A 25,716-nucleotide genomic window follows, 5' to 3' on the forward strand; every position below is an offset into this window, starting at 1 on the left:
GTATGAGTTCCTCTCTGCCAGCTGCGTAAGCGGAATTTCGCATGATGCCCTCCTTTAACGCGAACCGATGCGATGTGGGAATTGTAGGGCTCCGCGTTATCGCGTCCCTTTCATAGCATCTATCCGCTGGCGTATGGCCAGCCTCATCCTTTATGCGCGTTACGCCGGAACCTGTTCCGGGAGCATGCCCCATCTGTTTAATCGGTCGCGTTAGCAACCCGCCATCAACACGGGCATGTTCACTTCAAACTCTCGATCGACAGGTATCGTTCCACCCTTGATTGCGTTGTCGCGATACCTTTCGGGCTCAGACTGACTTCAGTTGTGCGCCTTCGGGTATCACGCCGTCCTTCAAGTAGCGCCACAGCGCGATCGCGAGGCGTCGTGCTACTGCGACGATCGCAATGCGCCGCACGCGGCGATTCGGTCCCGTGCCTTGCGTGCGCTGGTTGAACCACTGCGCCAGTGCACTGCCAGGCTGGTAACGGATCCAGCACCACGCCATCTCAATCAGCAGTGCGCGCACGCGACGGTTGCCCTGCCTGCTGATCCCCTGGTCCACCTGGCTCTCGCCACTGTCGTAGGGTTGTGGAACCAGCCCTACGCAGGCCCCAACTTCGCGCCGGTTATGGAAGTCCCGCCAGAACAGCTCGAGCGCTAGACGCGAGCCACCCACCGGGCCAATGCCATTTAGCTGCGTCAGAAGATCGATCCTTTCGCGTGCGGGTGCGGGCAGGCCAGCGTGTTGCGTTTTCTCGAGTGCCGCGAGTTGCTGCACGGCCAGCGCCAGCCGTTCGCACTCGCGCAGCAGCCGCTCCCGCAGCTCGCGCGGCAGTGGCGCACCGTCGTGACACCGCACCTGGTCACGGGCGAGGCGGGCGGCGAAGGCCTTGTGGTCAACCTCATCCCAGCAGCCGAGCGTGACAAGCAGTTTGCGCATCCGGTCACGATGCTGTAGCACCTCTTTCTGCAGTTCCCCTCGGTCGCGCATCAGATGGCGGGACGCTTCGTCCTGCGGTGACGGCACGTGCACCACGTGCATGCGGTCGCGCTCGCCGCGCAGCCACGCGCGCAGGCTGATCACCAGCCTGATTGCATCAAGCCGGTCAGTCTTGGCACGCCGCTTGTGGCGCTCGACCGGAATGCTCGCTGGATCGACCACATGACACTCGATACCGCGTGCCCGTAGCGCCCGATAGATCCAGAACGCGTCCTGGCCGGCTTCATAACTCACGACAAGGTGCACGCCCGCGGGCAGCGACCACTTCAGCTTCTGTTGTTCGATCACTTCCAGCACGGCCTGTAGGCGCGCGGGGGCTTGCGGTTGCGCTACGGTGTACACCGCCGGCTGCTCCCGCTGCCCGTCGTGCAACGCTACCTTCCACTTCGCCGCAGCGAGTTCGAGTGACACCGCCAGCGCCGGTTCCGCAGTACGCGTGTATCCCTGATCTGTACGCATGATGCTCTCCCGTGAGCAAACCTCGGTACGCCGATTTTAGGCGTTAGCCAGTCGACGACCTGGATGCTTCATAGGATCTATCGCCAGCGACACGCTCGACCCCGCCGCGCTGAGCGCCGACGCGCTGGCCGGGCGTCTGGCCGCGCGCGGCATCGATTCGCTGCGCCATTACGAACCAGCCCTGCACGCGGGGCTATTCTCGGCAGCGCGATCGGTGCGCGATAAACTGAGCCCATTGATGAAGTCGTCCATTTGAAGCGTGGACACCGTGTGCGAATCGGTTCGAGCGATGTCCGCATGCCGCGCCCGACCGTAAACTGCAACAGTGGCCTCGCGCCCCACGAGCTCCGGAGAACTCCATGACCGCCCCCCGCCCCGCCGGTGTGCCCTGGCTGACCCCCTATCTAACGGTGCGCGACGCGCGCGCGTCGACGGCTTTCTTTTCGGCGGCGTTCGGCTTCGAAGTGCGCGACAGCGTGCAGGACGACGGGGTCGTCATGCACGTCGAGATGACCTATCAAGGCCAGTTGATCGTGATGTTCGCGCCCGAAGGCGCGTTCGGTTCGACCGCGAAGACGCCGAAAAGCGCAGACACGATCGCGCCGCAATCGTTCTATGTGTATGTCGAAGACGTCGACGCCGTGTATGCTCGCGCGCTCGTGGCCGGCGCCAGGTCGCTGAGCGAACCGCAGGACCAATTCTGGGGCGACCGCTTCGCGCAGGTCGAGGATATCGACGGCTATCGCTGGGCACTTGCCCGCCACCTTTCCTGAATTCGAGAGTCTTTCGTCGATGCCCCGTTTTTTGGTCGATACGCCGCTTTACCCCGACGACGTGATCGCGCTACCCGACGACGTGGTGCGCCACGTGGCCGTGCTGCGCCTACAGCCTGGCGATTCGCTCGTGCTGTTCAACGGCCAGGGCGGCGAATACAGCGCCGAACTCGTCGAGGTCGAACGCCGTTCGGCTCGCGTGAAAATCGGCGAGTTTCGCGCGGTCGAGGTCGAGCCGCCGTATCGGCTGATGCTCGCCCAAGGCATTGCCGGCGGCGACAAGATGGACTGGCTGATCGAGAAGGCGGTCGAACTCGGCGCCTCGGGCTTCGCGCCGCTCACGACCGCTCGCTGCGTCGTGCGGCTCACCGGCGAGCGCGCGCAGCGGCGGCAGCAGCACTGGCAGGGGGTGGTGCGGGCATCGTGCGAGCAGTGTGGGCGTAATCGTCTGCCGGAGGTGATGCCGGTGCGGGAACTAGGCGCGTGGCTTGATACGCTGCCGCGCGAGCCCGCGCCCGACGAGTTGCGCCTGCTGCTGTCGCCGCGCGCGAACATCGGCTTTGCAGCGTTGCCCGACGCGCCGCCGCACGGCGGCGTAACACTGCTGATCGGCCCCGAAGGAGGACTTTCCGCCGACGAGGAAGCCGCCGCCGTCGAACAGGGCTTTACCGCCGTGGGCCTGGGTCCGCGTGTGCTGCGCACGGAAACCGCGGGGATCGCGGTGCTGGCAGCGCTGGCGGCGCGTTGGGGCGGTTGGTAAGCGGGAACTGGCTTGAGCAGCGCGCGCAAAAGCAAAGGCCCGCCAGTTAGCGGGCCTTTGCCGTTTTTACCGCGACGTTCGCTGCCAGATTCGAGCAAAGCGCCTGAAGAAGCGAAGTCTGACGAAGCTCAAGCGAACGAGTAAAACACCCGGAACGCGACCTTGCGCTCGGCCCAGAATTCGGCCGCTTCCCGGAACACGTCGAGCAGCGTCTCGCGCCCTTCCTTGTCGAATTTCTGCGCGATCGGCAGGTGTTCGAGCACGATCACGAAGCCGGGCTGCGCGCCGGCCTTGTGCACGAGGTCGGTCAAGCAATCGTAAAGCGCGTCGTAGTTCTTGCCGAAATGCTTGGGAAACAGGAACGACGTCGCGATCGTCTCGAGCACTTCCTGCTTCGAGGCGGCGTTCGCGCAGTATGCATACAGGAAGTGCTGGCCCAGCTGGTTCGCCTCATCGGCGAGATCCTGCACGCGGAACGCGCGGATCGACTGCACGATATTCGGCCGCACCGTCCTGAAAAGGCTCATGGGCTCCTCGTTCGATGAAACCACCGTGCCAGCCTCGCTTTGATTGTCGCGACCCTGCTCGTCGGCGCGCATCTTCATGACGCGCTGGAATAAATTGCCGTCGCCGGCCGCGAAAAGATCCGTCGCGACTCCGGAATCGTGCGCGTAGATGTTGTCGCTCATGCCATTCATCCCGATGTCATTCAACAATACGATTAAGACTGGTGTAATGGTCGTCCGAGTAATAACAATTGTCGGTCCGCTGTAGCGGACCTCCGCAGACGATGCGGCGCGCCCCGCGATTACGCGCGTGAGGCGTGGGGACGGTGTATTCGTGGTAATAACCGCGCCGATGGGCGGGCAGCACCCGTTCGTAGTTGCCGAATACGATGCCGTCCTTCTGATACGGATAAGGCCCGCCGGCGGCAACGAGGTTCAACGTATTGACCGCCTCGCGCGGCAATTGCGCCAGCGCGATAGTGCCTACCTGCGCTTGCGCCTCAGCGGGCGCCGAATACTCTCGCGCTAGCGCCTCGGGCGCGGAACTGGACAACGCGCAGAGCGCGGCAGCACCGATCAGCACGCGTTTCATGCGCAACCAGTTGCGTGCCATGTATCAGGTTTCCCCGCTGTCAGACCACGAGTTTGACGACCATGAAAGTCGTAAGGGTATCGCTAATAGCCTTTGGAATCAACGTTCGACGGACCGACGACACCCGCCGCGCGCCGCGGAGAAGCCGGTGGTCGGGACTTTGACGACTTTTGACAGTATGTTTAGCTCGATCGGGCTAAACTGAGCTCAGCCGTGACCGAACACAGCGCGCAGGCGGTGCAAGCGGCCGCTGGCCGAGGCGTTCGATTCCGGTTGTTAGAGCCTGGAACTACTCAGCCGAAAGGCTGTGTCATTGCCATTTTTCGGGGTGGCGATCCCCAGCTTGCCCCGAGGGCGTGCCGATTGCGGGCACGCCCTTTTTTTCAGGGCACGTCGGTTGGAGAACCGGCGCCGGGCCTGTCGCGGCCCGTAGCAATATGCAGTTAGCGGGTTGCGCTGACGTCCGCAACCAGCAGCGCGGCCATGTTGACGATCCGGCGCACCGTCGCCGACGGCGTCAGCACGTGCACCGGCTGGGCCGCGCCGAGCAGGATCGGGCCGATCGCGATGTTGTTGCCGGCCGCCGTCTTCAGCAGGTTGTACGAGATGTTGGCCGCGTCGATGTTCGGCAGCACCAGCAGGTTCGCGTCGCCTTCGAGCGTCGAATCAGGCAGCACCTCGCGGCGCAGGTTGGCGTCGAGCGCGACATCGCCGTGCATTTCGCCGTCAACTTGCAGCTCCGGTGCACGTTCGCGCAGGATCTCCAGCGTATCGCGCATTTTCTGCGCGGTCGGCGCATTGCTCGAACCGAAGTTCGAATGCGACACGAGCGCAACCTTCGGCTCGATACCGAAACGGCGCACTTCCTCGGCCGCCATGATCGTGATCTCGGCCAGCTCGGCCGGCGTCGGATCGACGTTCACGTGCGTATCGACGAGGAAAATCTGCCGATTCGGCAGCACCAGTCCATTCATCGCCGCGTAGACCTTCGCGCCCGGCTTCTTGCCGATCACCTGGTCGATGAAGTGCAGGTGGCGGTGCGTCGTGCTGACCGTACCGCAGATCATGCCGTCCGCCTCCCCCTTTTTGACCATCATGGAGCCGATGAGCGTGGTGCGGCGGCGCATCTCGAGCTTGGCCATCTGCGTGGTGATGCCCTTGCGCGACATCATCTTCGCGTATTCCTGCCAGAACTCGCGATAACGTTCGTCATGATCGGTATTGACGACCGTGTAGTCCTGCCCCGCGACGAGCCGCAGGCCATAACGCGCGATACGCTGCTCGATCACCGCTGGCCGGCCGATCAGGATCGGCTTGGCGAGCTTTTCGTCGACGACGATCTGGATTGCGCGCAGCACACGTTCTTCTTCGCCTTCCGCGAACACGATGCGCTTCTTTTCCGGCTCGACGCTGCGCGCGAGCTGGAAAATCGGCTTCATCGTCGTGCCGCTGTGGTAGACGAACTGCTGCAGATGCTGCGCGTACGCGTCCATGTCCTCGATCGGACGCTCGGCGACGCCGCAGTCCATCGCGGCCTTCGCCACTGCGGGCGCGACCTTGACGATCAGACGCGGATCGAAGGGCTTGGGAATCAGGTATTCCGGTCCGAACGACAGATCCTGGATGCCGTACGCGGTTGCGACGATATCGCTCTGCTCCTGGCGCGCCAGTTCGGCGATCGCGTTGACCGCGGCGATTTCCATCTCGCGCGTGACCGTCGTCGCGCCGGCGTCGAGCGCGCCGCGGAACAGGAACGGGAACACGAGTACGTTGTTCACCTGGTTCGGGTAGTCGGTGCGGCCCGTGCATAACACCGCGTCCGGACGCACTTCGAGCGCGAGTTCCGGCAGGATTTCCGGCGTCGGATTCGCGAGCGCGAGAATCAGCGGCTTGGCGGCCATCTGCCTGACCATGTCCTGCTTGAGCACGCCACCAGCCGACAGGCCGAGGAAAATGTCCGCGCCGTTGATCACCTCGGCGAGCGAACGCGCGTCGGTTTCCTGCGCAAAACGCTCCTTGACCGGGTCCATCAGTTCGGTGCGGCCCTTGTAGACCACGCCCGCGAGGTCGGTCACCGTGATGTTTTCGAGCGGCAGGCCGATGTCGACGAGCAGGTCCAGACATGCGAGCGCCGCCGCGCCCGCGCCGGAGGAGACCAGCTTGACTTCCTTGATGTCCTTGCCGACGACCTTCAGGCCGTTGGTGACCGCGGCCGCGACGACGATGGCAGTGCCGTGCTGGTCGTCGTGGAAGACCGGAATCTTCATGCGCTTGCGGCATTCGCGTTCGACGATGAAGCAGTCCGGCGCCTTGATGTCTTCGAGGTTGATGCCGCCGAAGGTCGGCTCGAGCGCGGCGATGACCTCAACCAGCTTGTGCGGATCGGTTTCGTTTATCTCGATATCGAACACGTCGATGCCAGCGAACTTCTTGAACAGCACGGCCTTGCCTTCCATGACCGGCTTCGACGCGAGCGGCCCGATGTTGCCGAGACCCAGCACCGCGGTGCCGTTCGTGACGACGCCGACCAGGTTGCTGCGCGCGGTGAAGCGCGCGGCGTTCAGCGGGCTCTCGACGATTTCCTCGCACGCGAACGCGACACCCGGCGAATAAGCCAGCGCGAGGTCGCGCTGGTTGAGCATCTGCTTGGTCGGGGCAATCGCGATCTTGCCGGGAGTCGGGAACTCGTGGTAATCGAGAGCGGCTTCGCGGAGTTTGGTATTGACGGGATTCGACATAAGGCGGGCTTCGCAGTGCAGATTAGAATAGACGTTCGACGGCATTGTAGCCCCAATTGCCTACGCAATTCCTTCAATACGGGTACAACAGCCGCGACTGAAATAGCGTGAAAGCGCGTTGCGCCCCGCGCTCGATCAACCCGCTCCGCGCTACTCGTACCCTCGTTCTTCGCTCATCGTCCGCCATGCTTTCTGAGTTTTCGCTGATCGACCGCTTCTTCGCCCGCCGCGCCGCCGCCGCGCGGCCATCCCGTGCTGAAGACGGCACGCTCGGCATCGGCGACGATTGCGCGTTACTGGCACCGCCTGCCGGCGAGATGCTGGCGATATCGACGGACATGCTCGTCGCAGGGCGTCATTTCTTCGCGGATATCGATCCCGAAGCGCTCGGCCACAAGGCGCTCGCCGTCAATCTGTCGGATCTCGCCGCAATGGGCGCGCAGCCGCAAGCGTTCACACTCGCCTTTTCGCTGCCAAAAGCCGACGAAGCCTGGCTTTCGGGCTTCAGCGAAGGCCTGTTCGCGTTGGCCGAGCGTTACGGTTGCGAGTTGATCGGCGGCGATACGACGGGCGGGCCCCTGAATCTGTGCATTACGGTATTCGGCAGCGTGCCGCCGCAAACGGCGTTGCGGCGTGATGCCGCTCAACCCGGCGACGACATCTGGGTCTCCGGCACGCTAGGCGACGCGCGCGCCGGCCTCGGCGTGCGACGCGGCGAATGGTCCGCCAACGCGAGCGACACCGCGACGTTGCGCCAGGCGCTCGAACGCCCCGAGCCGCGCATCGCGCTCGGCCTCGCGCTGCGCGGCATCGCACATGCGGCGCTCGATGTGTCGGACGGGCTTGCCGGTGATCTGCTGCATATCCTCGAGCGCTCGTCGGTGGGCGCGAGCGTCGACGTCGATGCGGTGCCGCGCTCGGCCGCGCTACGCCGCCTCGCGCCCGACGTACAGCAGCGCTGCACGCTCGCGGGCGGCGACGACTACGAGCTGTGCTTCACCGCGCCCGCCGCCGCCCGCGCCGCGGTCGAGGACGCCGCGCAGAAGGCGTCCGTGCCGGTCACACGCATCGGTACAATAAGCGCACTGGAGGCGGCCACCGACCGCCCGGCCATCGCGTGGCGCAACGCCACCGGCGCGCCGCTCACTGTGACGTTGCAAGGTTTCGATCACTTTCATGCAGAATGACCCTTCGCTCGGTCCCGCCGACGACTTCCTCGGCGGCGAGCCACCTCAGGCGCCTGGACCGCGCGCGCCGAAGCCTGTTCAGCCGCGCCGCGCGACCGCGCGCTTCATGCTGTCGCACCCGGTCCATATCCTGTCGCTAGGCTTTGGCAGCGGCCTGTCGCCCGTCGCGCCGGGCACGCTCGGCACGCTGTTCGCGTGGGCCTCGTTCGCGGTGCTGAGCCGCTATCTAACGGTCATCGAGTGGGGCGCGCTGATCGCCGTCGGCTTTCTCGGTGGCATCGCGCTGTGCGGCTTTACCGCGAAGCGGCTCCGCGTCGAGGATCCGTCGGCGGTCGTGTGGGACGAAATCGTCGCGTTCTGGCTCGTGCTGCTGATGGTCACGCCTGCCACGCTCACCGGCCAGGTGTGGGCGTTCGTGATCTTCCGCTTCTTCGACATGGTGAAGCCACCACCGATCGGCTACTTCGACCGCCGGCTGAAAGGTGGTTTCGGCATCATGTTCGATGACCTGGTCGCCGCATTCTTTACGTTGCTCGTGATTGCGCTGTGGCGGATGTCGGTTTGAGCACTGCCTGATCACCTTCGAGTGCGTTCGACTCTTTTCGGTCGCCGCCCACCCTTGCCGCTCGCCGCGCCTCGCGGCCGGCTTCGTTTTCCGGATTCACTGACGCCATGCCCACCGATTCCGTCGTTCATCAGCTCGCCATCCGTGTGAGCAACCGTCTGCGCGAGGAGCGCCTGATGCTCGTGACCGCCGAGTCCTGCACGGGCGGCATGGTCGCGACCGCAATCACCGACATCTCCGGCAGCAGCGGCTGGTTCGAGCGCGGCTTCGTCACGTATTCGAATCAGGCGAAGAGCGAAATGATCGGTGTGCCGGCCGACCTGATCGAAAAGCACGGCGCGGTCAGCGAACCGGTCGCACGCGCGATGGCCGAAGGCGCGCTGCGCAACAGCCGCGCGCAGGTGTCGCTGTCGGTCACCGGCGTCGCCGGACCCGGCGGCGGCACGGAAACCAAGCCGGTCGGCATGGTGTCGTTCGGCTGGAGCAACCGGCTGCATACGTCGGCGGAAACGAAGAATTTCAGGGGCGACCGCGAGCAGATCCGCGTGCAGGCCGCGGCGCACGCGCTGCGCGGCCTGCTGGCACTGCTCGACGAGCGCGAGCATTGAGCGGCGCTGACCATCACTGAAGAGGCGGCTATGCCGGAACCGCGCGCGATTGCAGATGAACTGATCCGCCGCTTCGATCTGAAGCCACATCCTGAAGGCGGCTTTTTCGCGGAGACCTACCGGTCGGCCGCTCGCGTGCTGCGCGTCGGCGAACCGCGCGAGGCTGACGACACGCGCGCGGCATCGACCGCGATCTACTACCTGCTGTGCGACGGCGCGCAGTCGGCTTGGCATCGGATCCGTTCCGACGAAGTGTGGCATTTCTACGCTGGCGAGCCGCTGCTGGTCCACGTGCTGGATGAAAGCGCTGCCAGCGGTGCGCTCGTCACGCACCGGCTCGGCAATCCGATCACGCATCCCGATACGGTGTGTCAGGCAGTCGTGCCGGCCGGCTTGTGGTTCGCGGCAGAGTGCGCCGATCCGGCGTCGTTCGCGCTGGTCGGCTGCACGGTCGCGCCTGGCTTCGAATTCAGCGAGTTCGAGCTCGCGGATGTGGACGCGCTGAAGGCGCGGCATCCGCGCCATGCGAGGTTGATCGGGCGGCTGCGAGCGGCGGATTGACGCGCCGGGCCGCCCGTCCCGGGATCGCCCGCCGCGGGATCGCCCGGCGGTTCAACGAAACGCGTTGATCCGGTCGCGCGTATCCTTTGCGGCCTGCGCGGCCGCTTGCGCGAAATCGTCGCCCTTGCCTGCGTAGATGATCGCACGCGACGAATTGATCAGCATGCCGGTGCCGTTCGCGATCCGGCCGGCGCTCACGGTGGCCTGCACGTCGCCGCCTTGCGCGCCGATGCCCGGAATCAGCAGCGGCATGTCGCCGACGATCCCGCGCACCACTTCGATTTCCTTCGGAAACGTCGCGCCGACCACGAGCCCGAGCTGGCCGCTCGCATTCCACTTCTGCGCGGCCAATTGCGCGACGACCTGGTACAACGGCCGGCCCCCCGTCTCGAGGAATTGCAGGTCGGAACCGCCCGCGTTCGACGTGCGGCACAACACGATCACGCCCTTGCCTGCGTATTCGAGATACGGCTCGATCGAATCGAAACCCATGTACGGATTGACCGTTACCGCGTCGGCCTGGTAGCGCTCGAACGCCTCGCGTGCGTACTGCTCTGCCGTGCTGCCGATATCGCCGCGCTTCGCGTCGAGAATCACTGGCAGGCCCGGATGGTTCGCATGAATGTGAGCGATCAGCTGCTCGAGCTGGTCCTCCGCGCGATGCGCGGCGAAGTAGGCGATCTGCGGCTTGAACGACGATGCATACGGCGCGGTCGCATCGGCTATCGTGCGGCAAAAATCGAAGATCGCGTCGGCGCGACCCGCGAGCGCGCCCGGGAATCGGCTGGGCTCGGGATCGAGGCCAACGCACAGCAGCGAGTTCGTGCGCTGCCAGGCGTCGTTGAGTGTCTGGATGAAATGGGACATGGTGAGTCTCGCGGCGAGCCGGTAATCGGAGGAGGCGCGTATTTTACCTGTCCCGCGATCGCCGTCCGTCGATCGCGGCCCGCTCGGTCCCGCGCCGCATTTGCGGTAGCCGCGCCCAGCGCCCGTACCGCTGGCGGCGGCTTCGGCTACTGTCTGCGCCGCGCGCCACGCCCGCCCGGCATCGAGCGCAACCCGGTACGCTCGACCGTAAAACGGAACGTACGCGTCAACCGTTCGCCGCGCTTGAGCAGGGTCATGCCGTTTTGGCTCGCGCCACCGGCGAGGTTCATCGCGTTGATCGGATGGTCGACCGGCTCGAAACAGAAGAAGTCTTCGCCGGGCGGCGTGTACAGCACGTAATAGTCGGTGTCGGCGGCGATGTTCAGCGACAGCCGGCGCTTCGGCCACACCACGGCCGCCTGGCCGCTCCAGCCGGTGAACGCGTGATTGACGATCGTCTCCGGCAGCGGATATGCGACGCCGAACTGCCACGCGGGCGGCGCCTGCACATGGCGCACCGGCAGCCAGTCGTCGCCCGACAGCCACAGGCCGCCGGCCGCCGCCGACAGCTCGGTGTCCGCGTCGCGCACGAAGAACGGATGCACGCCGAGTCCGAACGGCAGCGTCTCGCGGCCAGCGTTTTCGATGTCGAGCGCGACGACGAGCGACGGGCCGTCGAGCGTGTAGGTTTGCGTCGCGCGGAACGCGTACGGCTTGCCGTCGTGGCGATCGAGCGCGAGCCGCACGTGCTCGCGGTCCGCTTCGAGCACCTGCCATTGCGCGAGCCAGCCGTCGCCGTGAATCGGTAGCGGCTCGTCGGCGCGGTTGCGCGGCACCTCGACGCGCCGCCCGGCCACGCTGAAATGGCCGCCGCCGATGCGATTCGAGTACGGCAGCAGCGGATAGCAGGCGAGCTGGTTCGGTTGCGTGTCGACACCGACGTGGCGGCAACGCCGGAAGATCGGTGTCAGCGCGCCGTCGTCGCGCCAGTCGAAGCGGGTCACGCCACCGCCGAGCGTCGGCGCGACATCGAGACGCAATTGCGAGTTGGCGAGCGTGATGCACGCGACATCGCCGGCGCTGCCTTCGCCGAGGGCCACCGCCGACGTGCTCGGGCCCGCCAGCACGGGGCTGGCCGCCGCGGCAAGTCGCGAGCGTCGCGTTTGAGAGGTTGTGGATGAGGCTGAAACGAGATTCGCAACAGTCATATCTAGCTCCATCGAGAGGCGTGGGACGTTGCCGTCAGGATTGACGGGTGTGGCGGGCGATAGTTTCTGACGAATTCGCCTCGAGTCCGAACTGCATGCTGCCGATACGTTGCCGGCCGGTCGCGTGCGTGTCGCTCGCAGACCGAAACTGCCACATCGACTTTTGCTTCACCTTCAGGATCGCGGCCCCGGCGCGCGGCCGGGGCTGCGCCATTCTGCGCTACAGCGGCGCGCCCTGGAACAGCGGCTCGGCCACACCGCGCCGCGCGAGCGTCGCAACGAACACGTCGCCCGCGAGCGTATCGGCCGCGCGGGCCGTCGCATCGAGCTCGGCGTAGGCGCTCGTGATGTACAGCGTGTCGAGTGGCGTTTCGGCCTGGGCGCTGCCCGCGGCCTGGCCGAGAGCCGCAGCGCCGATCGCGACGCAGCTCGGCTGCGTGGTCGGCACATCGATGCGCTCGGTTTCCACGCCATCGGGACCGTAGCGCACCACGCGCGCGCCGCCCCACTGCGCGTTCCACAGGCCGCCGTCGCTGTCGACGGTCGAGCCGTCGGGGATGCCGTTCGCATCGCTCAGGCGAGTGAACAGGCGATCGTTCGCGATGCCGCCCTCCGCGCGATAGTCGCACGCGCGGATTTCACGCGTCGGCGAATCGCAGTAATACATCGTCGCGCCGTCGGGACTGAATGCGATGCTGTTCGAAATCGCCGGTGCTGGCAACGGCAAACGTTCGAGCGACAGATCGTGATTCAACCGATAAAAGCCGGCGACCGCCTGCAGCTTCCCGCTCTCGTCCTTGGTGCCGAACACGAAGCGCCCTTGCCGATCGCAGCGGCCATCGTTCACGCGCGTGTTGATGCCGGGCTCGACGTCGACGATCCGCCGCGTATTGCCGGTCTGCAGATCGAAAAACGCGAGATGCGACGCGAGCCCAACCAGCACGTAGCGCGGGTTTTCGCACAGCGCGAAGGTGGCGAGCCGCTCGGGCATGTCGAACGAATCGCTGCGGCCGTCGGCCGGATCGTAGCGCCACAGCCGCGCGCCTTCGATGTCGGTCCAGTAGAAGCGGCCGCTCTGCGCACACCAGGTCGCGCCTTCGCCGAGTTCGCATTGCGCGTCGAGCAGCAGCGTGGCCCGCTGTACGCGCGGCTTGGCGCTCACGCCCAGCCTCCGTCGACGACGATGTCCTGCGCGGTGATCATACGGCTGTCGTCGGCGGCGAGGAACAGCGCCATGCGCGCGAGGTCCGCCGGCATCAGCTCGGCGTCGATGCACTGGCCTTCCTTGATCTGGCGGCGGCCGGTATCGTCGAGCCACAGGCGCAACTGCTTGTCGGTCATCACCCAGCCCGGCACCAGCGTGTTGACGCGGATATTGAAGTGGCCCAGGTCGCGCGCGAGCCCGCGCGTGAGCCCCTGCACCGCGGACTTCGACAGCACGTACACCGGATAGCCGCCGTTCTTCAGCATCCAGCTGATCGAGCCGAGGTTGATGATCGAGCCGCTACGCGCGGCCTTCATGTCCTCCATCACGGCCTGCGCCGCGAAGAACTGATGGCGGATGTTGACCGCGATGCCCGCGTCGAACGACTCGCGCGTCACGTCGCCGATCTGATGGCGCTTGTCGTTCGCCGCGTTGTTGATCAGCACCTGGATTGGACCGAGCGCGGACTTCACGTCGGCGATCGCTTTTTGCAGCGCGTCGATGTTGGTCAGATCGCAGGCCAGAAAGAGCGGTTTGTGCTTCGAATCGCCGAGCTGGTCGGCGAGGGCTTCGCCCGCGCTCGCGTCGATATCGAAGAACGCGACGCGCGCGCCCTGCGCCGCGAAGTGCTCGACGAACGATGCGCCGATGCCGGTCGCGCCGCCCGTGATCAGCACCGTACGGTCGACGAGGCTCGGATAGCGCGCGTACGCGGTGTCAGCGAGACTGGCGTTTGCATTGGCCGGAGACGACATCGTTCGATTCCTTTATGTGCTTGGGGATAAGGTGAAAGCGACTCAATCGCGCGACCCGCGGTTCTTCAACTGGTCGAGCAACACCGCCGCGAGCAGGATCGCGCCGCGCACCAGGTACTGGTAGAACGCGTCGATGTTCAAGAGGTTCATCACGTTCTCTACCGTGCCCATGATCAGCACGCCGATCACGACGCCGGAGATCGTCGCGCGGCCGCCCAGCAGCGACACGCCGCCGAGCACGCACGCGGAGATCACGTTCAGCTCGAAGCCTTCGGCGGCGTTCGGCTGACCCGACGTGATACGCGACGCGAGGATCACGCCGGCGAGCGCCGTGACGGCGCCCTGGATCAGGAAGATGAAGACGCGCGTGCGCTCCACGTTGATACCGGCGAGCCGCGACGCTTCCGGATTACCGCCGATCGCTAGCGTATTGCGGCCGTACACGGTCTGGTTCAGCATCACGCCGAACAGGATGAAGCAGATCAGCGTGACCCAGATCGGCAGCGACACGCCGAAGAACGTCAGCCCGCCGAGCGCAATGAACGTATCCGACGACACGCCGACCGCCTGCCCATGCGACACGATGAAGCCGAGGCCACGGACGATTTCCATCGTCGCGAGCGTCGTGATCAGCGCGTTGATGCGAAGATAAGCGATCACCGCGCCGTTGACGAAGCCGATCACCGCGCCCGCCGCGACCGCCGCGACGATCGCGATCAGCGTGCTGTTCGTCGCGTTGAGCACCATCGCGCACAGCACGCCGGCGAACGCGACGGTCGAGCCGACCGACAGGTCGAAATCGCGCGACGCGAGACAGAACATCATCGTGCACGCGACCATGCCGATCTGCGAGATCGACAGCGCGAGGCCGAGCATGTTCTCGATCGAGAAGAAATGATCGACGGTCAGCGACATCGTGACGAACATCAGGATGAAGATCACGATCAGGCTGTATTCGGTGATCTGCTGCCACCATTTGGCCTTGTCGCTGGTCTGCGGAATCAGCGCGTCGGCCGCGCTCTTGGCGGTCTGCTGCGCGAGGTTTTCTCTGGCTTGCATGTTCAATACTCCTCCCCGTTCCCCACGGGTTGCGGACTCACGTCCGGATAAGGTTCAGGCCGCGCGCGACGCGCTCTGGTTGGCGGCGTCGGCATTCCCATTTGCGTTCGGGTTTGCGTTATCAGGCAGCGCGGTCGAGCTTTGCGGCAGCGCGAGGCTCAGCACCGACTGCTCGGTCGCGTCCTTGCGCGCGAGCTCGCCGGAAATGCGGCCCTGGCGCATCACGACGATCCGGTCGGACACGCCGAGCACTTCGGGCAATTCCGACGAAATCATCACGATCGCGCAGCCGCGCTCCGCAAGCTGATAGATGACGTTATAGATCTCGTGCTTCGCGCCGACGTCGATGCCGCGTGTCGGTTCGTCGAGAATCACGACTTTCAGATCGGGCTCGGCGAGCCAGCGCGACAGAATCGCCTTCTGCTGGTTGCCGCCCGACAGGAAGCGGATCTTCTGCCGGCGATGCGGGGTCTTGATCTTCAGCAGCTTGATGAAACGGTCGGCCGTCTGCGCCTCCTTCTTGCGATCGAGAAACACGCCCGCGCGCAGATAGTGACGGCGGCAGCTGATGTTGATGTTCTCCGCGACGCTCGCCATCGCGACGATGCCCTCTTCCTTGCGATCCTCGGGGCATAGCACGATGCCGTGTTTGATCGCCTCGCCCGCGCTGCGCACCTTGATCGGCTTGCCGTCGAGCGTGAGTTCGCCGCTCTTTTTATGTTCGGCGCCGTACACCAGATGCATCAGTTCGCTGCGGCCCGCGCCAACGAGTCCGAAGAAGCCGACGATCTCGCCGCGCCGCACCTCGAAGCTCGCCGGCTGGGCGAGCGGATGACCTTCGATCGCCTTCGCCGCGAAGCGCACTTCACCGAGCGGCCGCGCCGAATAGCTGTAGATATCCGAAATTTCGCGCCCGACCATCTCGCTGACGATCGTGTCGCGCGACACGCCTTCGAGCGTGGGATGCGACGCGACCTTCCGACCGTCACGGAAGATCGTGCACGCGTCGCACAGCTGGTAGATCTCGTCCATGCGGTGCGAGATGTAGATCATCGCGCGGTTGTCGGCGCGTAAATCGCGCACCAGCTTGAACAGCACCTCGGTCTCGCGATGCGACAGCGAGCTGGTCGGCTCGTCGAGTGCGATCACGCGCGCGTTGCGCATCAGCGCCTTGCAGATTTCGACCATCTGCCGCTGCGCGATCGACAGCTTGCGCAGCTTCGCGTTCGGATCGAGCGCGACGCCCATCGCTTCGAGCCGTTCGCGCACGAAGCGCTTCGCCTCGCGCTTGTTGACCCAGCCGAGCGCATTGGGCAACTGGCCGAGCAGCAGATTCTCCGCGACCGTGAGGTCGGGCACGTACTGCAGTTCCTGGTGAATCACCGCGATGCCGGCGCCGATCGACGCGGCCGCGCTCGGAAAGCGCACCTCGTTGCCGTCGATCATCATGTGGCCCGAATCGGGCTGATACTCGCCGCCGAGAATTTTCAGCAGCGTCGATTTCCCGGCGCCGTTTTCGCCCATCAGGCCGTGCACCTGGCCGACGTTGACGTCGAAGGACACACCGTCGAGCGCACGCACGCCTGGAAAAACCTTGCCGATATTGTCAAAACGTAGCGTCGCTGACACTTCGCCTCCTTCTTCATGTTGACCGTACGCGTATCGCGCGCGATCCGTCTGGCTACCGCAGATCTTCTGTCGCCGCCGACGCGCCGTCTCCTGCGATAGGCAGGGAAAGCGACGCGCCGGCGGTGTACTTCATACCACCGCAAGTCTTGCGCTTACTTCGACGCGAGGCCCATCTTCTCGCGCACTTCGCCCACGTTGTCGCGCGTCGCCAGCATGCCGGTCGTCAGTGTCAGCAGCGGCGGTTCCTTGCCCTGCGTGATCCACGCGTACATCAGTTCCGAGGTTTCCTCGCCGTGGCGCTTCGGGCTGATGATCACGGTGCCGAAGAAGCCCGTCGGCTGCGGCTTCTTGAACTCGTTCATCGCGGACTCCGAACCGCCGATGCCGATGCCGATCATGTTGTCGGCCTTGAAGCCACGGCCTTCCGCTGCGCGCACCGCGCCGAGCACGCCTTCGTCGTTCAGCGCGTAAGCGACCCAGTGCTTGAACTGCGGGTTCTTCGTCAGCGCGATGTTGGCGGCGTTGAACGCGTTTTCCGTGTCGGTCTTCGCCTGCGGCGCGGTAATAATGTTCGCTTTCGGGAAGCCCGCTGCGACCAGCGCGTCGGTTGCGCCGGTGGTGCGGTCATGCGCGGTCGGCAACTGCTCGTAGGTCACGTCGATCGCGCCGACGTCCTTCATGTCCCAGCCGCGTTTCTTGATTTCAGCCGCGATGCCGTCGCCGACCTGCTTGCCGATGTTATACGCCGAGATGCCCATGTGCGGCACCGCTTCGATCGGCTTGCCCGCGCCGTCGACGAGGCGGTCGTCGACCGTCATCATCTTCAGCCCGTCAGCCTTCGCCTTCGCGACGATGCCCGGCCCGAGCTTGACGTCGGGCGTGCAGATCACGAAGCCCTGCGCCTTCTGCGCGGCGAGGTTATCGATTGCGCTCATCACCTTCTCGCCCGACGGCGCGCCGATCTTCACGAGCGTGAAGCCCTTCTGCTTGGCCGCCATCTCGGCGAACTTCCATTCGTCCTGGAACCACGGCTCTTCCGGCTGCTTCACGAGGAAGCCGATCTTGACCGAATCGGCGGCCTGTACGACCGGTGCGTTGAAGAGCACACCCGTCGCCGCCGCTGCCAGCGTGAGGAAAATTCTGCGTTTCATAATACGTGTCTCCTGACTAATTGATAACGAGAAGGTAATCGGCCGCGTCTTCTTGTACCGGTATGACACACGCGGCCAGCGCGTCGTCCGGTGTTCTGTGCGTCTCCTGGCGACGCGAATTCAGTCGTGGTAAAGCACCGAGCGCCCGCCATCGACGGTGATGCAGCTCGCGTTGATGAACGGCGCTTCGTCCGACGCGAGGAACACCGCGGTCATCGCCACCTCCTCCGGGCGGCCGATGCGCTTCATCGGCTGCAGATCGAGCGTCGCCTGCTTCGCGGCGGCCGGATCGGGCTGCTCGTTCCACCAGTCGTGCGTCAGCTGCGTCTCGATGTAGCCCGGGGCGATCGCGTTCACGCGCACGTTGCGCGGCGCGTACTCGATGCCGAGCGCGCGCGTGAGGCCAATCACGCCGTGCTTCGCGACCGGGTACGGAAAGCAGCCCGGAATGATCTTGAACGCGTGCGTCGACGCGATGTTCACGATGCTGCCCGCGCCGCGCTCGACCATGCCCGGCAGCACCGCGCGACAGCCGTTCCACACGCCGTCGAGATCGACCGCGAAGCAGCGCCGCCAGTCGGCGTCGGTCATCGTCAGCGGATCGCAGAACACGTTGATGCCCGCGTTGTTGACGAGGATGTCGAGCGCGCCGAATGCGCGTTGCCCTTCGCCGACCGCATGCTGCACCGACGCGGGTTGCGTCACGTCGGTCTGCACCGCGAGCACGCGCGCGCCGGCGCCGGTGCCAACTTCTGACTCGATCTGCGCGGCCGTGCGCTGCGCCAGCTCGAGGTCGAGTTCCGCCAGCACGACCGCCGCGCCCTCGCGCGCGAACGCCAGCGCGATCGCCGCGCCGATGCCGCGCCCAGCGCCCGTCACGAGAGCGGCTTTGCCGGCGAGCCGGTTCATTTCTTCGCGCCCGCGCGGGCGACCCGCAAACCGTTGATGAACGCCTTCGCATGCGACGCGGTCACCGCCGCGCTCTGGCCCGGCTTGTACAGCGCCGAGCCGAGGCCGAAACCGTTCGCGCCGGCGCTGAGGAACGGCCCCATGTTGTCCGGCGTGATGCCGCCGACCGGCACGAGCGGCACCTGCGCGGCGATTACCGCGCGCCACGCTTTGACGACCTGGCAGCCGAGTTGCTCGGCGGGGAACATCTTCAGCACGTCCGCGCCGTTCTTCAGCGCGATGAACGCTTCGGTCGGCGTCGCGACGCCGGGCGCGCAGGCAAGGCCCCGCGCCTTCGCGGCGATGACGACTTCGGGATCGCTGTGCGGCATCACGATGAGCTCGCCGCCCGCCGACTTCACGTCGTCGACGAACAGCGGATGCAACACCGTGCCCGCGCCGACGATCGCGTCGGCAGGCAGCACCTTGCGGATCGCCGAGATGCTGTCGAACGGCTGCGGCGAATTGAGCGGCACTTCGACGATGCGGAACCCCGCTTCGTACAGGGCCTGGCCGTGATCGGCCGCATCGGCGGGCGTGACGCCGCGCATAATCGCAATCAGCGGGCAGGCTTCGAACGCGGCGATCAGACCCGCGTGCGGCATATACGGTGCGGGCGGATTGATGTGTGGTTGCATGTCGGTTCCTTGTTTCGTGAGCGTCGTGAGGGGCTCCGCCGCCGGTCAGCCGGCGCGCGCAGCCTGGGCGGATGGCCGCACGAGCCCCGCTTCGACGGCGACGCGCCACAGGCCGCGCTCGGTCGCGTGCCTGACCGGCTCCGCGCGCAGACAGCCGAATTGCGCGAGCGCGAGGCGGTAGCGCTCGCACAGCGCATCGTTGCCGATCAGCCGCAGACTCTGCTGCGCGAGCGAGCTGCCTTGCTGCGCGAGTACCGCTTCCAGGCCGGCGAGTTCGTGTCCGATCAACAGGCCCGACAGATAGTCGGGCTGCGCCTCGCTCGACAGCTCGCCGGTCAAGCCCAGCGTGCGCGTGCTGAATACGGTCGCGAGCACGCCTGCCTGGCCGTTCTCGCGCGCGATGTTCACGCCGCGCAGAAATGCCCCGGTATCCGGACGATCCGGCGTGACCATCGTGCGCCCGAGAATCGTGTGCTCGCGCAGCGCGGCGAACACCTCGCCGGTCATGAACGTATGAAAACGCTCGATGCGCTCTGCCTGCACGACCGCCCATTTCGCATGCGTGCCGGGCAAGCCGATCAGTGAGCGGGCGTTGCTGTCGACGGAGTTCGCGCCTGCGGCGCCATTCGCGTCCGCGCCGAGCGCGCCGAAAATCTGGGTCTCCTCGCCGCGCATCACGTTGGGCAGCTCGCCGCGCTGCAGTACGCCCGGCACGATGTGCAGCGTCGCGCCGCTCGCGGTCTGCACGCGGACGATACCGGCCACCAGTGCATCGGCGTTCGCGGGTGTATCGATATACGGCGCTTCGAGCCAGCCCTGCGCGCTGCCGACCATCCCCGCTGCAATCACCGGCACGCCGCGCGCGTGTTCGAGCCATGCGCCGCAGGCGTCGTCGAACGCGGCGTCGAAGCCGCCGTCGGCCGCGCTACGCGGCAAATTCATGATGCCGGCCGGCGATGCGCGCGTCGCCAACACGCGACCGTGCGCGTCGAACAGATAGGCGCGCAGCGACGTCGTGCCCCAGTCGAGCGCGATCAGCGCGGCGTGCGTGAAATCGACGGCGGCGCTATCGGCGGCATCGACCGCGTCCGGCTTCACGCCCGTGTCGGGCGCGGCGGCCGCCTGGTGGTTCGCCAGCGTGGCGGTGCCCGCTTGTTTCATCGCTTGATCCTGCGCGTGGCGGGTTGCGGTGCGCGCCAACCGAGTTCTTCCGAAATCGCGCGCGCCTCGCGCTGCACGACCGGAATCAGCTCGTCCATCCGTTCGAGCGGCATATAGGGAATCGTGCTCGCGACCGACAGCGCCGCGACGATCGCGCCCGACGCGTCGCGCACCGGCGCCGCGACGCAGCGGATCGCCGCTTCGTTCTCCTCGAGGTCGAACGTGTAGCCGCCGGCCGCGTAGCTGGTCATGCGCTGCAGGAAGGTCGGCGCGTCGGGGCGGTTGTCCGGCTTGAAGCTGACGCCCGCGAGCGCGCGGCGCGACGCGTCGAACAGCGACTGCCACGCGTCCGGCGCGAGGTCGAGCATCATCGCCTTGCCGATGCCGGTCGACGCGAGCGGCATCCGATGGCCGACGCGCGAGCGCATTTCGAGGCCGCGGGTGCCGGGGATCTTGTCGATGTACAGCACGTCGTCGCCGTCGCGCACGCCGAGGTGGATCGTGTCGAGCGTCTGCTCGGCGAGCGACTCCAGGTGCGGACGCGCGACCGCCGTCAGCGGCATCTGTTCGAGCGCGATCGTGCCGAGCTCGATCAGCTTCGGCCCGAGCAGATAGCCGCCCTGCACCTGGCGCAGATAGCGCGCCTGCACGAGGCTGCTGACGAGCCGGTGCGTGGTGCTGCGGGTCGTGCCGAGCGCGGCGCCGAAGCTGCGCAGGTCGCGCACGCCGGCCGCGGCCGCTTCGAGAATCGCGAGGCCGCGCAGCAGTGTCTGCGTGCCGGCCTGCTGCGGCGTGATTTCCAGCAGCGTGACCGGCAGCCCGAGTCCGTCGACGGTCGCCGCGCGCGCCACCGGGCGCGACGCCCTCGCGGTAGCGGACGCACTGGCGGCGACATTGGCGGTGACGGCAGAAGCCTCGCGCGGCGCGGAATTGGGCGCGGGATTCGGCGCGCTGTTCGGCCTGCCGTTCGACCCCTGCGCGGCCTCGGCCGCGCTGGCGGCGTGAGTGGGCATCGCTTTGTTCATGGCGATTCGCTTTCGGATGGTTTCTGCGCTTAGCGCGCGGGGCCGGAGAACAGGGCGGGAATGCGTGCGGCGCCGCGCTCGCGCGGCTGCTGTGGTTGGCTGCCAGACATGGTCGGTCTCGTCTCCGTTTTTTTCTGTCGCGGTTCGGTGTATCGGCGCGCTGGCGCGGCGACTCGCGATGCATGTTGGTTTGGATTGTAGGGCGACTTTTGAGAATCACCAATATGTGAATGTTGAGTCCAGATAATGAGATTTTAGTGGTGATCGAGTGTTTAGCGAACCGTCGCGTCCCTCTCTGCGGACGCAAAAAAGCCCGCGCGAGGCGGGCTTCGGAGCAGGCCAACTTCATCGAGGCTCGTTCAATCCGGCAATTCGGCCGCGCCCATACGCCGCGCGATCACCCGCGCGCGTTGCGCGAGATACGCCGAATTCCTGTGTTCATCGAAATATTTGGGGCGCGGCAACATCACGGCGAGCCGCGCCGACTGCGCGGCCGTGAGCTTGCTCGCCGACGTCTTGAAGTAGTACTGCGCGGCCGCTTCGGCGCCGTACACGCCGTTGCCCCATTCGACCGAGTTCAGATAGATCTCGAAGATGCGCTGCTTGTCCATCAGGGTTTCGAGCATCCACGTGATGATCAGCTCCTGGCCTTTGCGGATATAGCTTTTCTCGCGCGACAGGAACAGGTTGCGCGCAAGCTGCTGCGAGATCGTCGAGCCGCCGCGCACGATCCGGCCCTGCGCCTTGTTGCGCTCCCATGCCTGCAGGATCGCGTCGGTTTCGTAGCCTTTGTTGTTGACGAAGTTGGCGTCCTCGGACGCGATGATCGCGCGCTTCAGATTGCGCGAGATCTGGTCGTAACGCATCCACGTGCGCTGCACCGACAGATCCGGCCGGTCCTGCGACAGACGCCACGCGTCCGAGCGCATGAACGCGGTCGAGCGCGGATTGACGACGTTCCAGATCGCGATCTGCGCGAAGTAGTACGCCTGCGTCGCGAGCCAGGCGATGACCACGACCGCGATCAGCCAGGCGAGCCAGCGCAGCGGGCCGGCCTGGCCGCGCGAACCGCTAGCGCGCCGCGTCGCTGTCATGGTGCGTGCTGTCCGCGCGCTGGCGTTACACGGGCGACGGCGCCGCCAGCAGCGCGCGCAATTCGGCGAGCACCGGCGCGCCGTCGGGACGCACGCCGCGCCACACATAGAACGATTCGGCGGCCTGCTCGACCAGCATGCCGAGGCCGTCGGCGCCGCGCGCGCCGAGCTTCGCCGCGTGCTGCATGAAGACGGTCGGATGCGCGCCGTACATCATGTCGTAGGCGAGCGTGCCGTTGCCGAACGCACGGTCGTCGCACTCGGGCAACGAGGCGTCGAGGCTGCCTGCGGTCGCGTTGACGATCACGTCGTACTGGCCCGCTTCGATCGCGCGGGCGCTGCCGCCCGTCAGCCGGCAGTGCGCGTCGCACGCGGCCTGCGCGAACTGGTCGACCAGCGCCTCGGCCTTCTGCGCCGTGCGATTGACGATCGTCAGCGTATGCGGCGCCCGCTCGAGCATCGGCAGCACGACGCCGCGCGCGGCACCGCCCGCGCCGAGCAGCAGGATGCGCGCGTCTTTCAGCGGCACGCCGAGATTCACCTCGATGTCGCGTACGAGGCCGAAGCCATCCGTGTTGTCGCCGTAGATGCCGTCGGCGTCGACACGCAACGTATTCACCGCGCCAGCCGCCGCCGCGCGCGGCGACAGCGTGTTCGCGAACGCATGCGCGTCGAGCTTGAACGGCACCGTCACGTTCAGGCCGCGCCCGCCCGCTTCGATGAACGCGCGCACGTGCGGCACGAACGCGTCGACTGGCGCGAGCAGATGGCCGTAGTCGACCGCCTCGCCGGTTTGCGCGGCGAAGCGGCCGTGGATGAACGGCGACTTGCTGTGCCCGACCGGGTTGCCGATGACTGCGTAGCGGTCGCGCGTGGGGTTGCCGCTCATTGTCCCGGCTCCGTGATGTGTTGATCGTCGGCCGGGTTCGCGGCGTCGTTGCCGTCGCCGCTCGCCGCGGATTCGTCAGCGCCGGGGTTGTCGTTGGGCTTGTCGCCGTCGGCTTCGGCTTCGGCTTCGGCTTCGCTTTCGGCGCTGTCATCGGATGCGTCGAGCAGCGCTTCGTCGCCCTCGTCCTCGCCTTCTTCGGCTTCGGCGCCGCTCGTGACGGTCGGCGCATCGAGCACGTGCAACAGACGCACCGACGCTTCGATCGTCAGCTCATCGATCGACATCACTTCCATCTGCAAACGCGTGCCGCGCGCGTGCACGCCGAGGCCCGGCACGTGCAGCAGCAGCGGAATTTCCTCGAGACGCACGAGATCGCCCTTCACCACCGACGCGACCACCTGCTTGCGGTTTTCCTGCCTGAGCCAACGCAGACACCAGAAGTACTCCATGCGGCGCTGGTGGTCCGCGTACGCGGTGTAGGTGTCGTCGAAGCCTTGCACGACCGCGAACAGATCGGCGTCCTTCGGCTTGAACGGCGCGGCGAGCTTGGCGGTCACGCCATGCTGCACGCACGCGATCAACTGCCACTGATTCACGAGGTCGACGTAGCGACGCAGCGGCGATGTGCTCCACGCGTATTGCGGGACGCCGAGCCCTTCGTGCGGCGCGGCGTTGGTCTGCATGCGCGTGCGCTTCGGGCCGCTCGGCGCGCCGAACGCGCGCTGTGTGCGATAGATGCCCGGCACGCCGTGATCGTGCAGGAACGCGCCCCACGACGAGTTCGCGAGAATCGCCAGTTCCGCGACGATCGTGTCGAGCGGCGAGCCGCGCCGGCGCGGCGTGATCGTGACGTGCTCGCCGTCGACGTAGAAATTGAAGTCGGTATTGCGCTGCACTTCGCGGCGCAGACCGTAGCCCGCGCGCGCGGCCTGGCGCTTTTCGAACAGCCCCTGCGCGAACGGCCACAGCACGGCGATATCGTCCTTGTGCAGATACTCGCCGGTGCCTTCGGCAAGCGCTGCTTCGGTGACGATTTCGTCGAGCGTGTTGTGGCGCAGGTTGTTCTTCACGAACACGCGCTCGGCGCGCGTTTCGCTCGCGACGATCTCCTGCGTGTCGCGATTGACGATCACGTACAGCGACAGCGCCGGTCGATACCCGCCTTCGGCGAGCGTGAAGGTTTCGACGACGCTGTCGGGCAGCATCGTGATCTTGTCGCCGGGCATGTAGACCGTCGACAAACGCGCGCGCGCGATCGCGTCGACGTCGTCGCCGCGCTGGATGCCGAGCGCCGGCGCGGCGATGTGCACGCCGATGCGCACGCGGCCGTCGGCCAGATGCTCGACCGAGAACGCGTCGTCGATTTCGGTCGTGGTGATGTCGTCGATCGAAAACGCTTCGACGTCGGCCTGCGGCAGATCGTCGGGCACGATCGCCGCCGCGACGGGCGGGAAGGCAGTGCCGTGCGGGAAGAACTCGGACAGGAACTTCGCCTCGTGCAGCGCGCGCGGCGACGCGATCGCGCCGCATTCGAGCATCAGCCGCGCCTGCGAGATGCCGCGCGCGGCAGCGGCGCCCTCGAGCGCCTTGTATTCGATCGTGTTCTTGTCGGGCTTCGTCAGCAGCGCGAGTCCCTTGCTACCCGCGAACGCTTCCGGCAGCCGGCCTTCCTTCAGTTCTTCCTCGTACTGCGCCTGCACGAGCGCCTGCTGACGCTTGCGCTCGAGGCCCGCGAGCGCCATCTTCAGCTGCTCCTGCGGCGCGCGCTGGTACATGCCGCGGCCCTTGCGGCGGAAGTACACCGGCGAGCCGTGCATGCGCAGCACCAGCGCCGCGCGCTCGATCGCGCCGAAGCTCGCGCCGAAGTACTCGGCGCCCAGCGTCGCGAACGGGAATTCGTCGTCCGGCGCGCATTCCCACAGGAAGTCGAGATCGATCTCTTGCGCCAACGCGTCGGCCTGCTGCATCAGTTCGGCGGCGGTGGGCTTGTCGAACTCGATCAGCACGTCCTTCGCGCGCACCTTCGCGCGCCGCCCGCCCGGCAACTCGACCTGAAACGCGTCGCCCTGGCGCGACAGCACGCTGCCGGCCTTGAAACTGCCCGATTCCTCGAAGAAAACGTTCACTCAATACTCTCGTTCTGACTTGCATCTGCCGGCGCGCCCGATGCTCTGTGGCGATCGATCACTGCATGCGCGGCTCGGCAACCTGTTCGTGATAATGAATCCGCGGCGCGCACTGCGCGTGCCAGCGGGTTGGATGCTGCGACCAGCGGTGGCGGTCGGTATGTCTTTCTGACTGACGTCCTTGCAGGGAACGATGCCGCCGCCCTTGCCTGC

General features: G+C 66.2%; 24 protein-coding genes and 1 pseudogene. 7 read left to right on the plus strand and 18 right to left on the minus strand.

Going from position 1 to position 25,716, the window contains the following annotated elements; genetic code table 11:
• Positions 1-307 precede the first annotated feature (307 nt).
• Positions 308-1,459 (minus strand): IS110 family RNA-guided transposase, encoded by a 1,152-nt coding sequence (locus tag F6X42_RS24530; RefSeq protein WP_187636680.1) that lies wholly within the window; start codon positions 1,457-1,459, stop codon positions 308-310.
• Positions 1,460-1,541: 82 nt separating this feature from the next.
• Between F6X42_RS24530 and F6X42_RS45970 the strand changes: the two are divergent.
• The 3 genes and pseudogenes from F6X42_RS45970 to F6X42_RS24540 form a co-directional block, all read left to right on the plus strand.
• Positions 1,542-1,715, plus strand: a pseudogene (locus F6X42_RS45970) (polyamine aminopropyltransferase); the annotation flags it as partial.
• A 103-nt stretch (positions 1,716-1,818) separates the two neighbouring features.
• Positions 1,819-2,232, plus strand: coding sequence for a VOC family protein (locus F6X42_RS24535; protein ID WP_187636681.1), 414 nt, complete (start codon positions 1,819-1,821; stop codon positions 2,230-2,232).
• A 19-nt stretch (positions 2,233-2,251) separates the two neighbouring features.
• On the plus strand, positions 2,252-2,992 hold the full coding sequence (locus tag F6X42_RS24540) for a 16S rRNA (uracil(1498)-N(3))-methyltransferase (protein ID WP_187636682.1): 741 nt from the start codon (positions 2,252-2,254) through the stop codon (positions 2,990-2,992).
• A gap of 128 nt (positions 2,993-3,120) precedes the next feature.
• On the opposite strand, the gene F6X42_RS24545 is transcribed toward F6X42_RS24540, so the two are convergent.
• The 3 genes from F6X42_RS24545 to F6X42_RS24555 form a co-directional block, all read right to left on the minus strand.
• A complete protein-coding gene (locus F6X42_RS24545) occupies positions 3,121-3,681 on the minus strand; it encodes a barstar family protein (RefSeq protein ID WP_187636683.1) in 561 nt (186 codons plus the stop codon).
• Positions 3,682-3,697: 16 nt separating this feature from the next.
• Positions 3,698-4,111: a ribonuclease gene (locus F6X42_RS24550; RefSeq protein ID WP_187636684.1), complete on the minus strand. Its 414-nt coding sequence runs from the start codon at positions 4,109-4,111 to the stop codon at positions 3,698-3,700.
• A gap of 422 nt (positions 4,112-4,533) precedes the next feature.
• A complete protein-coding gene (locus tag F6X42_RS24555; protein ID WP_187636685.1) occupies positions 4,534-6,873 on the minus strand; it encodes an NADP-dependent malic enzyme in 2,340 nt (779 codons plus the stop codon).
• A 140-nt stretch (positions 6,874-7,013) separates the two neighbouring features.
• Between F6X42_RS24555 and thiL the strand changes: the two genes are divergently transcribed.
• From thiL to F6X42_RS24575, 4 genes are all read left to right on the plus strand, one after another.
• Positions 7,014-8,015 (plus strand): thiamine-phosphate kinase, encoded by a 1,002-nt coding sequence (gene thiL, locus F6X42_RS24560; protein ID WP_187636686.1) that lies wholly within the window; start codon positions 7,014-7,016, stop codon positions 8,013-8,015.
• The gene (locus F6X42_RS24565; RefSeq protein ID WP_187636687.1) at positions 8,005-8,580 is read left to right on the plus strand and encodes a phosphatidylglycerophosphatase A family protein; all 576 of its coding nucleotides are present in this window, start codon (positions 8,005-8,007) and stop codon (positions 8,578-8,580) included. Before thiL ends, F6X42_RS24565 begins: the two co-directional genes overlap by 11 nt.
• Positions 8,581-8,687: 107 nt before the next feature.
• The gene (locus F6X42_RS24570; protein ID WP_187636688.1) at positions 8,688-9,188 is read left to right on the plus strand and encodes a CinA family protein; all 501 of its coding nucleotides are present in this window, start codon (positions 8,688-8,690) and stop codon (positions 9,186-9,188) included.
• Between the two features lie 30 nt (positions 9,189-9,218).
• Positions 9,219-9,749 (plus strand): cupin domain-containing protein, encoded by a 531-nt coding sequence (locus F6X42_RS24575; RefSeq protein WP_187636689.1) that lies wholly within the window; start codon positions 9,219-9,221, stop codon positions 9,747-9,749.
• Positions 9,750-9,800: 51 nt separating this feature from the next.
• On the opposite strand, the gene pyrF is transcribed toward F6X42_RS24575, so the two are convergent.
• From pyrF to F6X42_RS24645, 14 genes are all read right to left on the minus strand, one after another.
• A complete protein-coding gene (gene pyrF / locus F6X42_RS24580) occupies positions 9,801-10,616 on the minus strand; it encodes an orotidine-5'-phosphate decarboxylase (RefSeq protein WP_187636690.1) in 816 nt (271 codons plus the stop codon).
• Between the two features lie 146 nt (positions 10,617-10,762).
• The gene (locus F6X42_RS24585) at positions 10,763-11,824 is read right to left on the minus strand and encodes an aldose 1-epimerase (RefSeq protein WP_187636691.1); all 1,062 of its coding nucleotides are present in this window, start codon (positions 11,822-11,824) and stop codon (positions 10,763-10,765) included.
• 220 nt (positions 11,825-12,044) lie between these two features.
• Positions 12,045-12,986, minus strand: coding sequence for an SMP-30/gluconolactonase/LRE family protein (locus F6X42_RS24590; protein WP_187636692.1), 942 nt, complete (start codon positions 12,984-12,986; stop codon positions 12,045-12,047).
• Complete coding sequence (locus F6X42_RS24595; RefSeq protein WP_187636693.1) at positions 12,983-13,783, minus strand: SDR family NAD(P)-dependent oxidoreductase; 801 nt, start codon at positions 13,781-13,783, stop codon at positions 12,983-12,985. Before F6X42_RS24595 ends, F6X42_RS24590 begins: the two co-directional genes overlap by 4 nt.
• Positions 13,784-13,825: 42 nt before the next feature.
• Positions 13,826-14,842: an L-arabinose ABC transporter permease AraH gene (gene araH, locus F6X42_RS24600; RefSeq protein ID WP_187636694.1), complete on the minus strand. Its 1,017-nt coding sequence runs from the start codon at positions 14,840-14,842 to the stop codon at positions 13,826-13,828.
• Between the two features lie 54 nt (positions 14,843-14,896).
• Complete coding sequence (gene araG / locus F6X42_RS24605; protein ID WP_187636695.1) at positions 14,897-16,471, minus strand: L-arabinose ABC transporter ATP-binding protein AraG; 1,575 nt, start codon at positions 16,469-16,471, stop codon at positions 14,897-14,899.
• A gap of 152 nt (positions 16,472-16,623) precedes the next feature.
• Complete coding sequence (locus F6X42_RS24610; RefSeq protein WP_187636696.1) at positions 16,624-17,622, minus strand: arabinose ABC transporter substrate-binding protein; 999 nt, start codon at positions 17,620-17,622, stop codon at positions 16,624-16,626.
• A 120-nt stretch (positions 17,623-17,742) separates the two neighbouring features.
• On the minus strand, positions 17,743-18,531 hold the full coding sequence (locus F6X42_RS24615; RefSeq protein WP_187636697.1) for an SDR family oxidoreductase: 789 nt from the start codon (positions 18,529-18,531) through the stop codon (positions 17,743-17,745).
• Positions 18,528-19,208 (minus strand): 2-dehydro-3-deoxy-6-phosphogalactonate aldolase, encoded by a 681-nt coding sequence (locus F6X42_RS24620; protein ID WP_187636698.1) that lies wholly within the window; start codon positions 19,206-19,208, stop codon positions 18,528-18,530. The genes F6X42_RS24615 and F6X42_RS24620 overlap by 4 nt, the downstream gene beginning before the upstream one ends.
• 45 nt (positions 19,209-19,253) lie before the next feature.
• Positions 19,254-20,369, minus strand: a complete 1,116-nt coding sequence (locus F6X42_RS24625; RefSeq protein ID WP_187636699.1) for a 2-dehydro-3-deoxygalactonokinase — start codon at positions 20,367-20,369, stop codon at positions 19,254-19,256.
• Positions 20,366-21,394 carry an IclR family transcriptional regulator gene (locus F6X42_RS24630; RefSeq protein WP_187636700.1) on the minus strand — a complete coding sequence of 343 codons (1,029 nt, stop codon included), beginning with the start codon at positions 21,392-21,394 and terminating at the stop codon, positions 20,366-20,368. Before F6X42_RS24630 ends, F6X42_RS24625 begins: the two co-directional genes overlap by 4 nt.
• Positions 21,395-21,753: 359 nt before the next feature.
• A complete protein-coding gene (gene mtgA / locus F6X42_RS24635; RefSeq protein ID WP_187636701.1) occupies positions 21,754-22,488 on the minus strand; it encodes a monofunctional biosynthetic peptidoglycan transglycosylase in 735 nt (244 codons plus the stop codon).
• A 25-nt stretch (positions 22,489-22,513) separates the two neighbouring features.
• Positions 22,514-23,377, minus strand: a complete 864-nt coding sequence (aroE, locus tag F6X42_RS24640) for a shikimate dehydrogenase (protein ID WP_187636702.1) — start codon at positions 23,375-23,377, stop codon at positions 22,514-22,516.
• Entirely contained in the window at positions 23,374-25,503 is a 2,130-nt protein-coding gene (locus F6X42_RS24645) for a ribonuclease catalytic domain-containing protein (RefSeq protein ID WP_187636703.1), read from the minus strand. Before F6X42_RS24645 ends, aroE begins: the two co-directional genes overlap by 4 nt.
• Positions 25,504-25,716: the final 213 nt, after the last annotated feature.

This window comes from Paraburkholderia podalyriae (genome assembly GCF_014397785.1).
In the GTDB taxonomy this organism is placed as follows: domain Bacteria; phylum Pseudomonadota; class Gammaproteobacteria; order Burkholderiales; family Burkholderiaceae; genus Paraburkholderia; species Paraburkholderia podalyriae.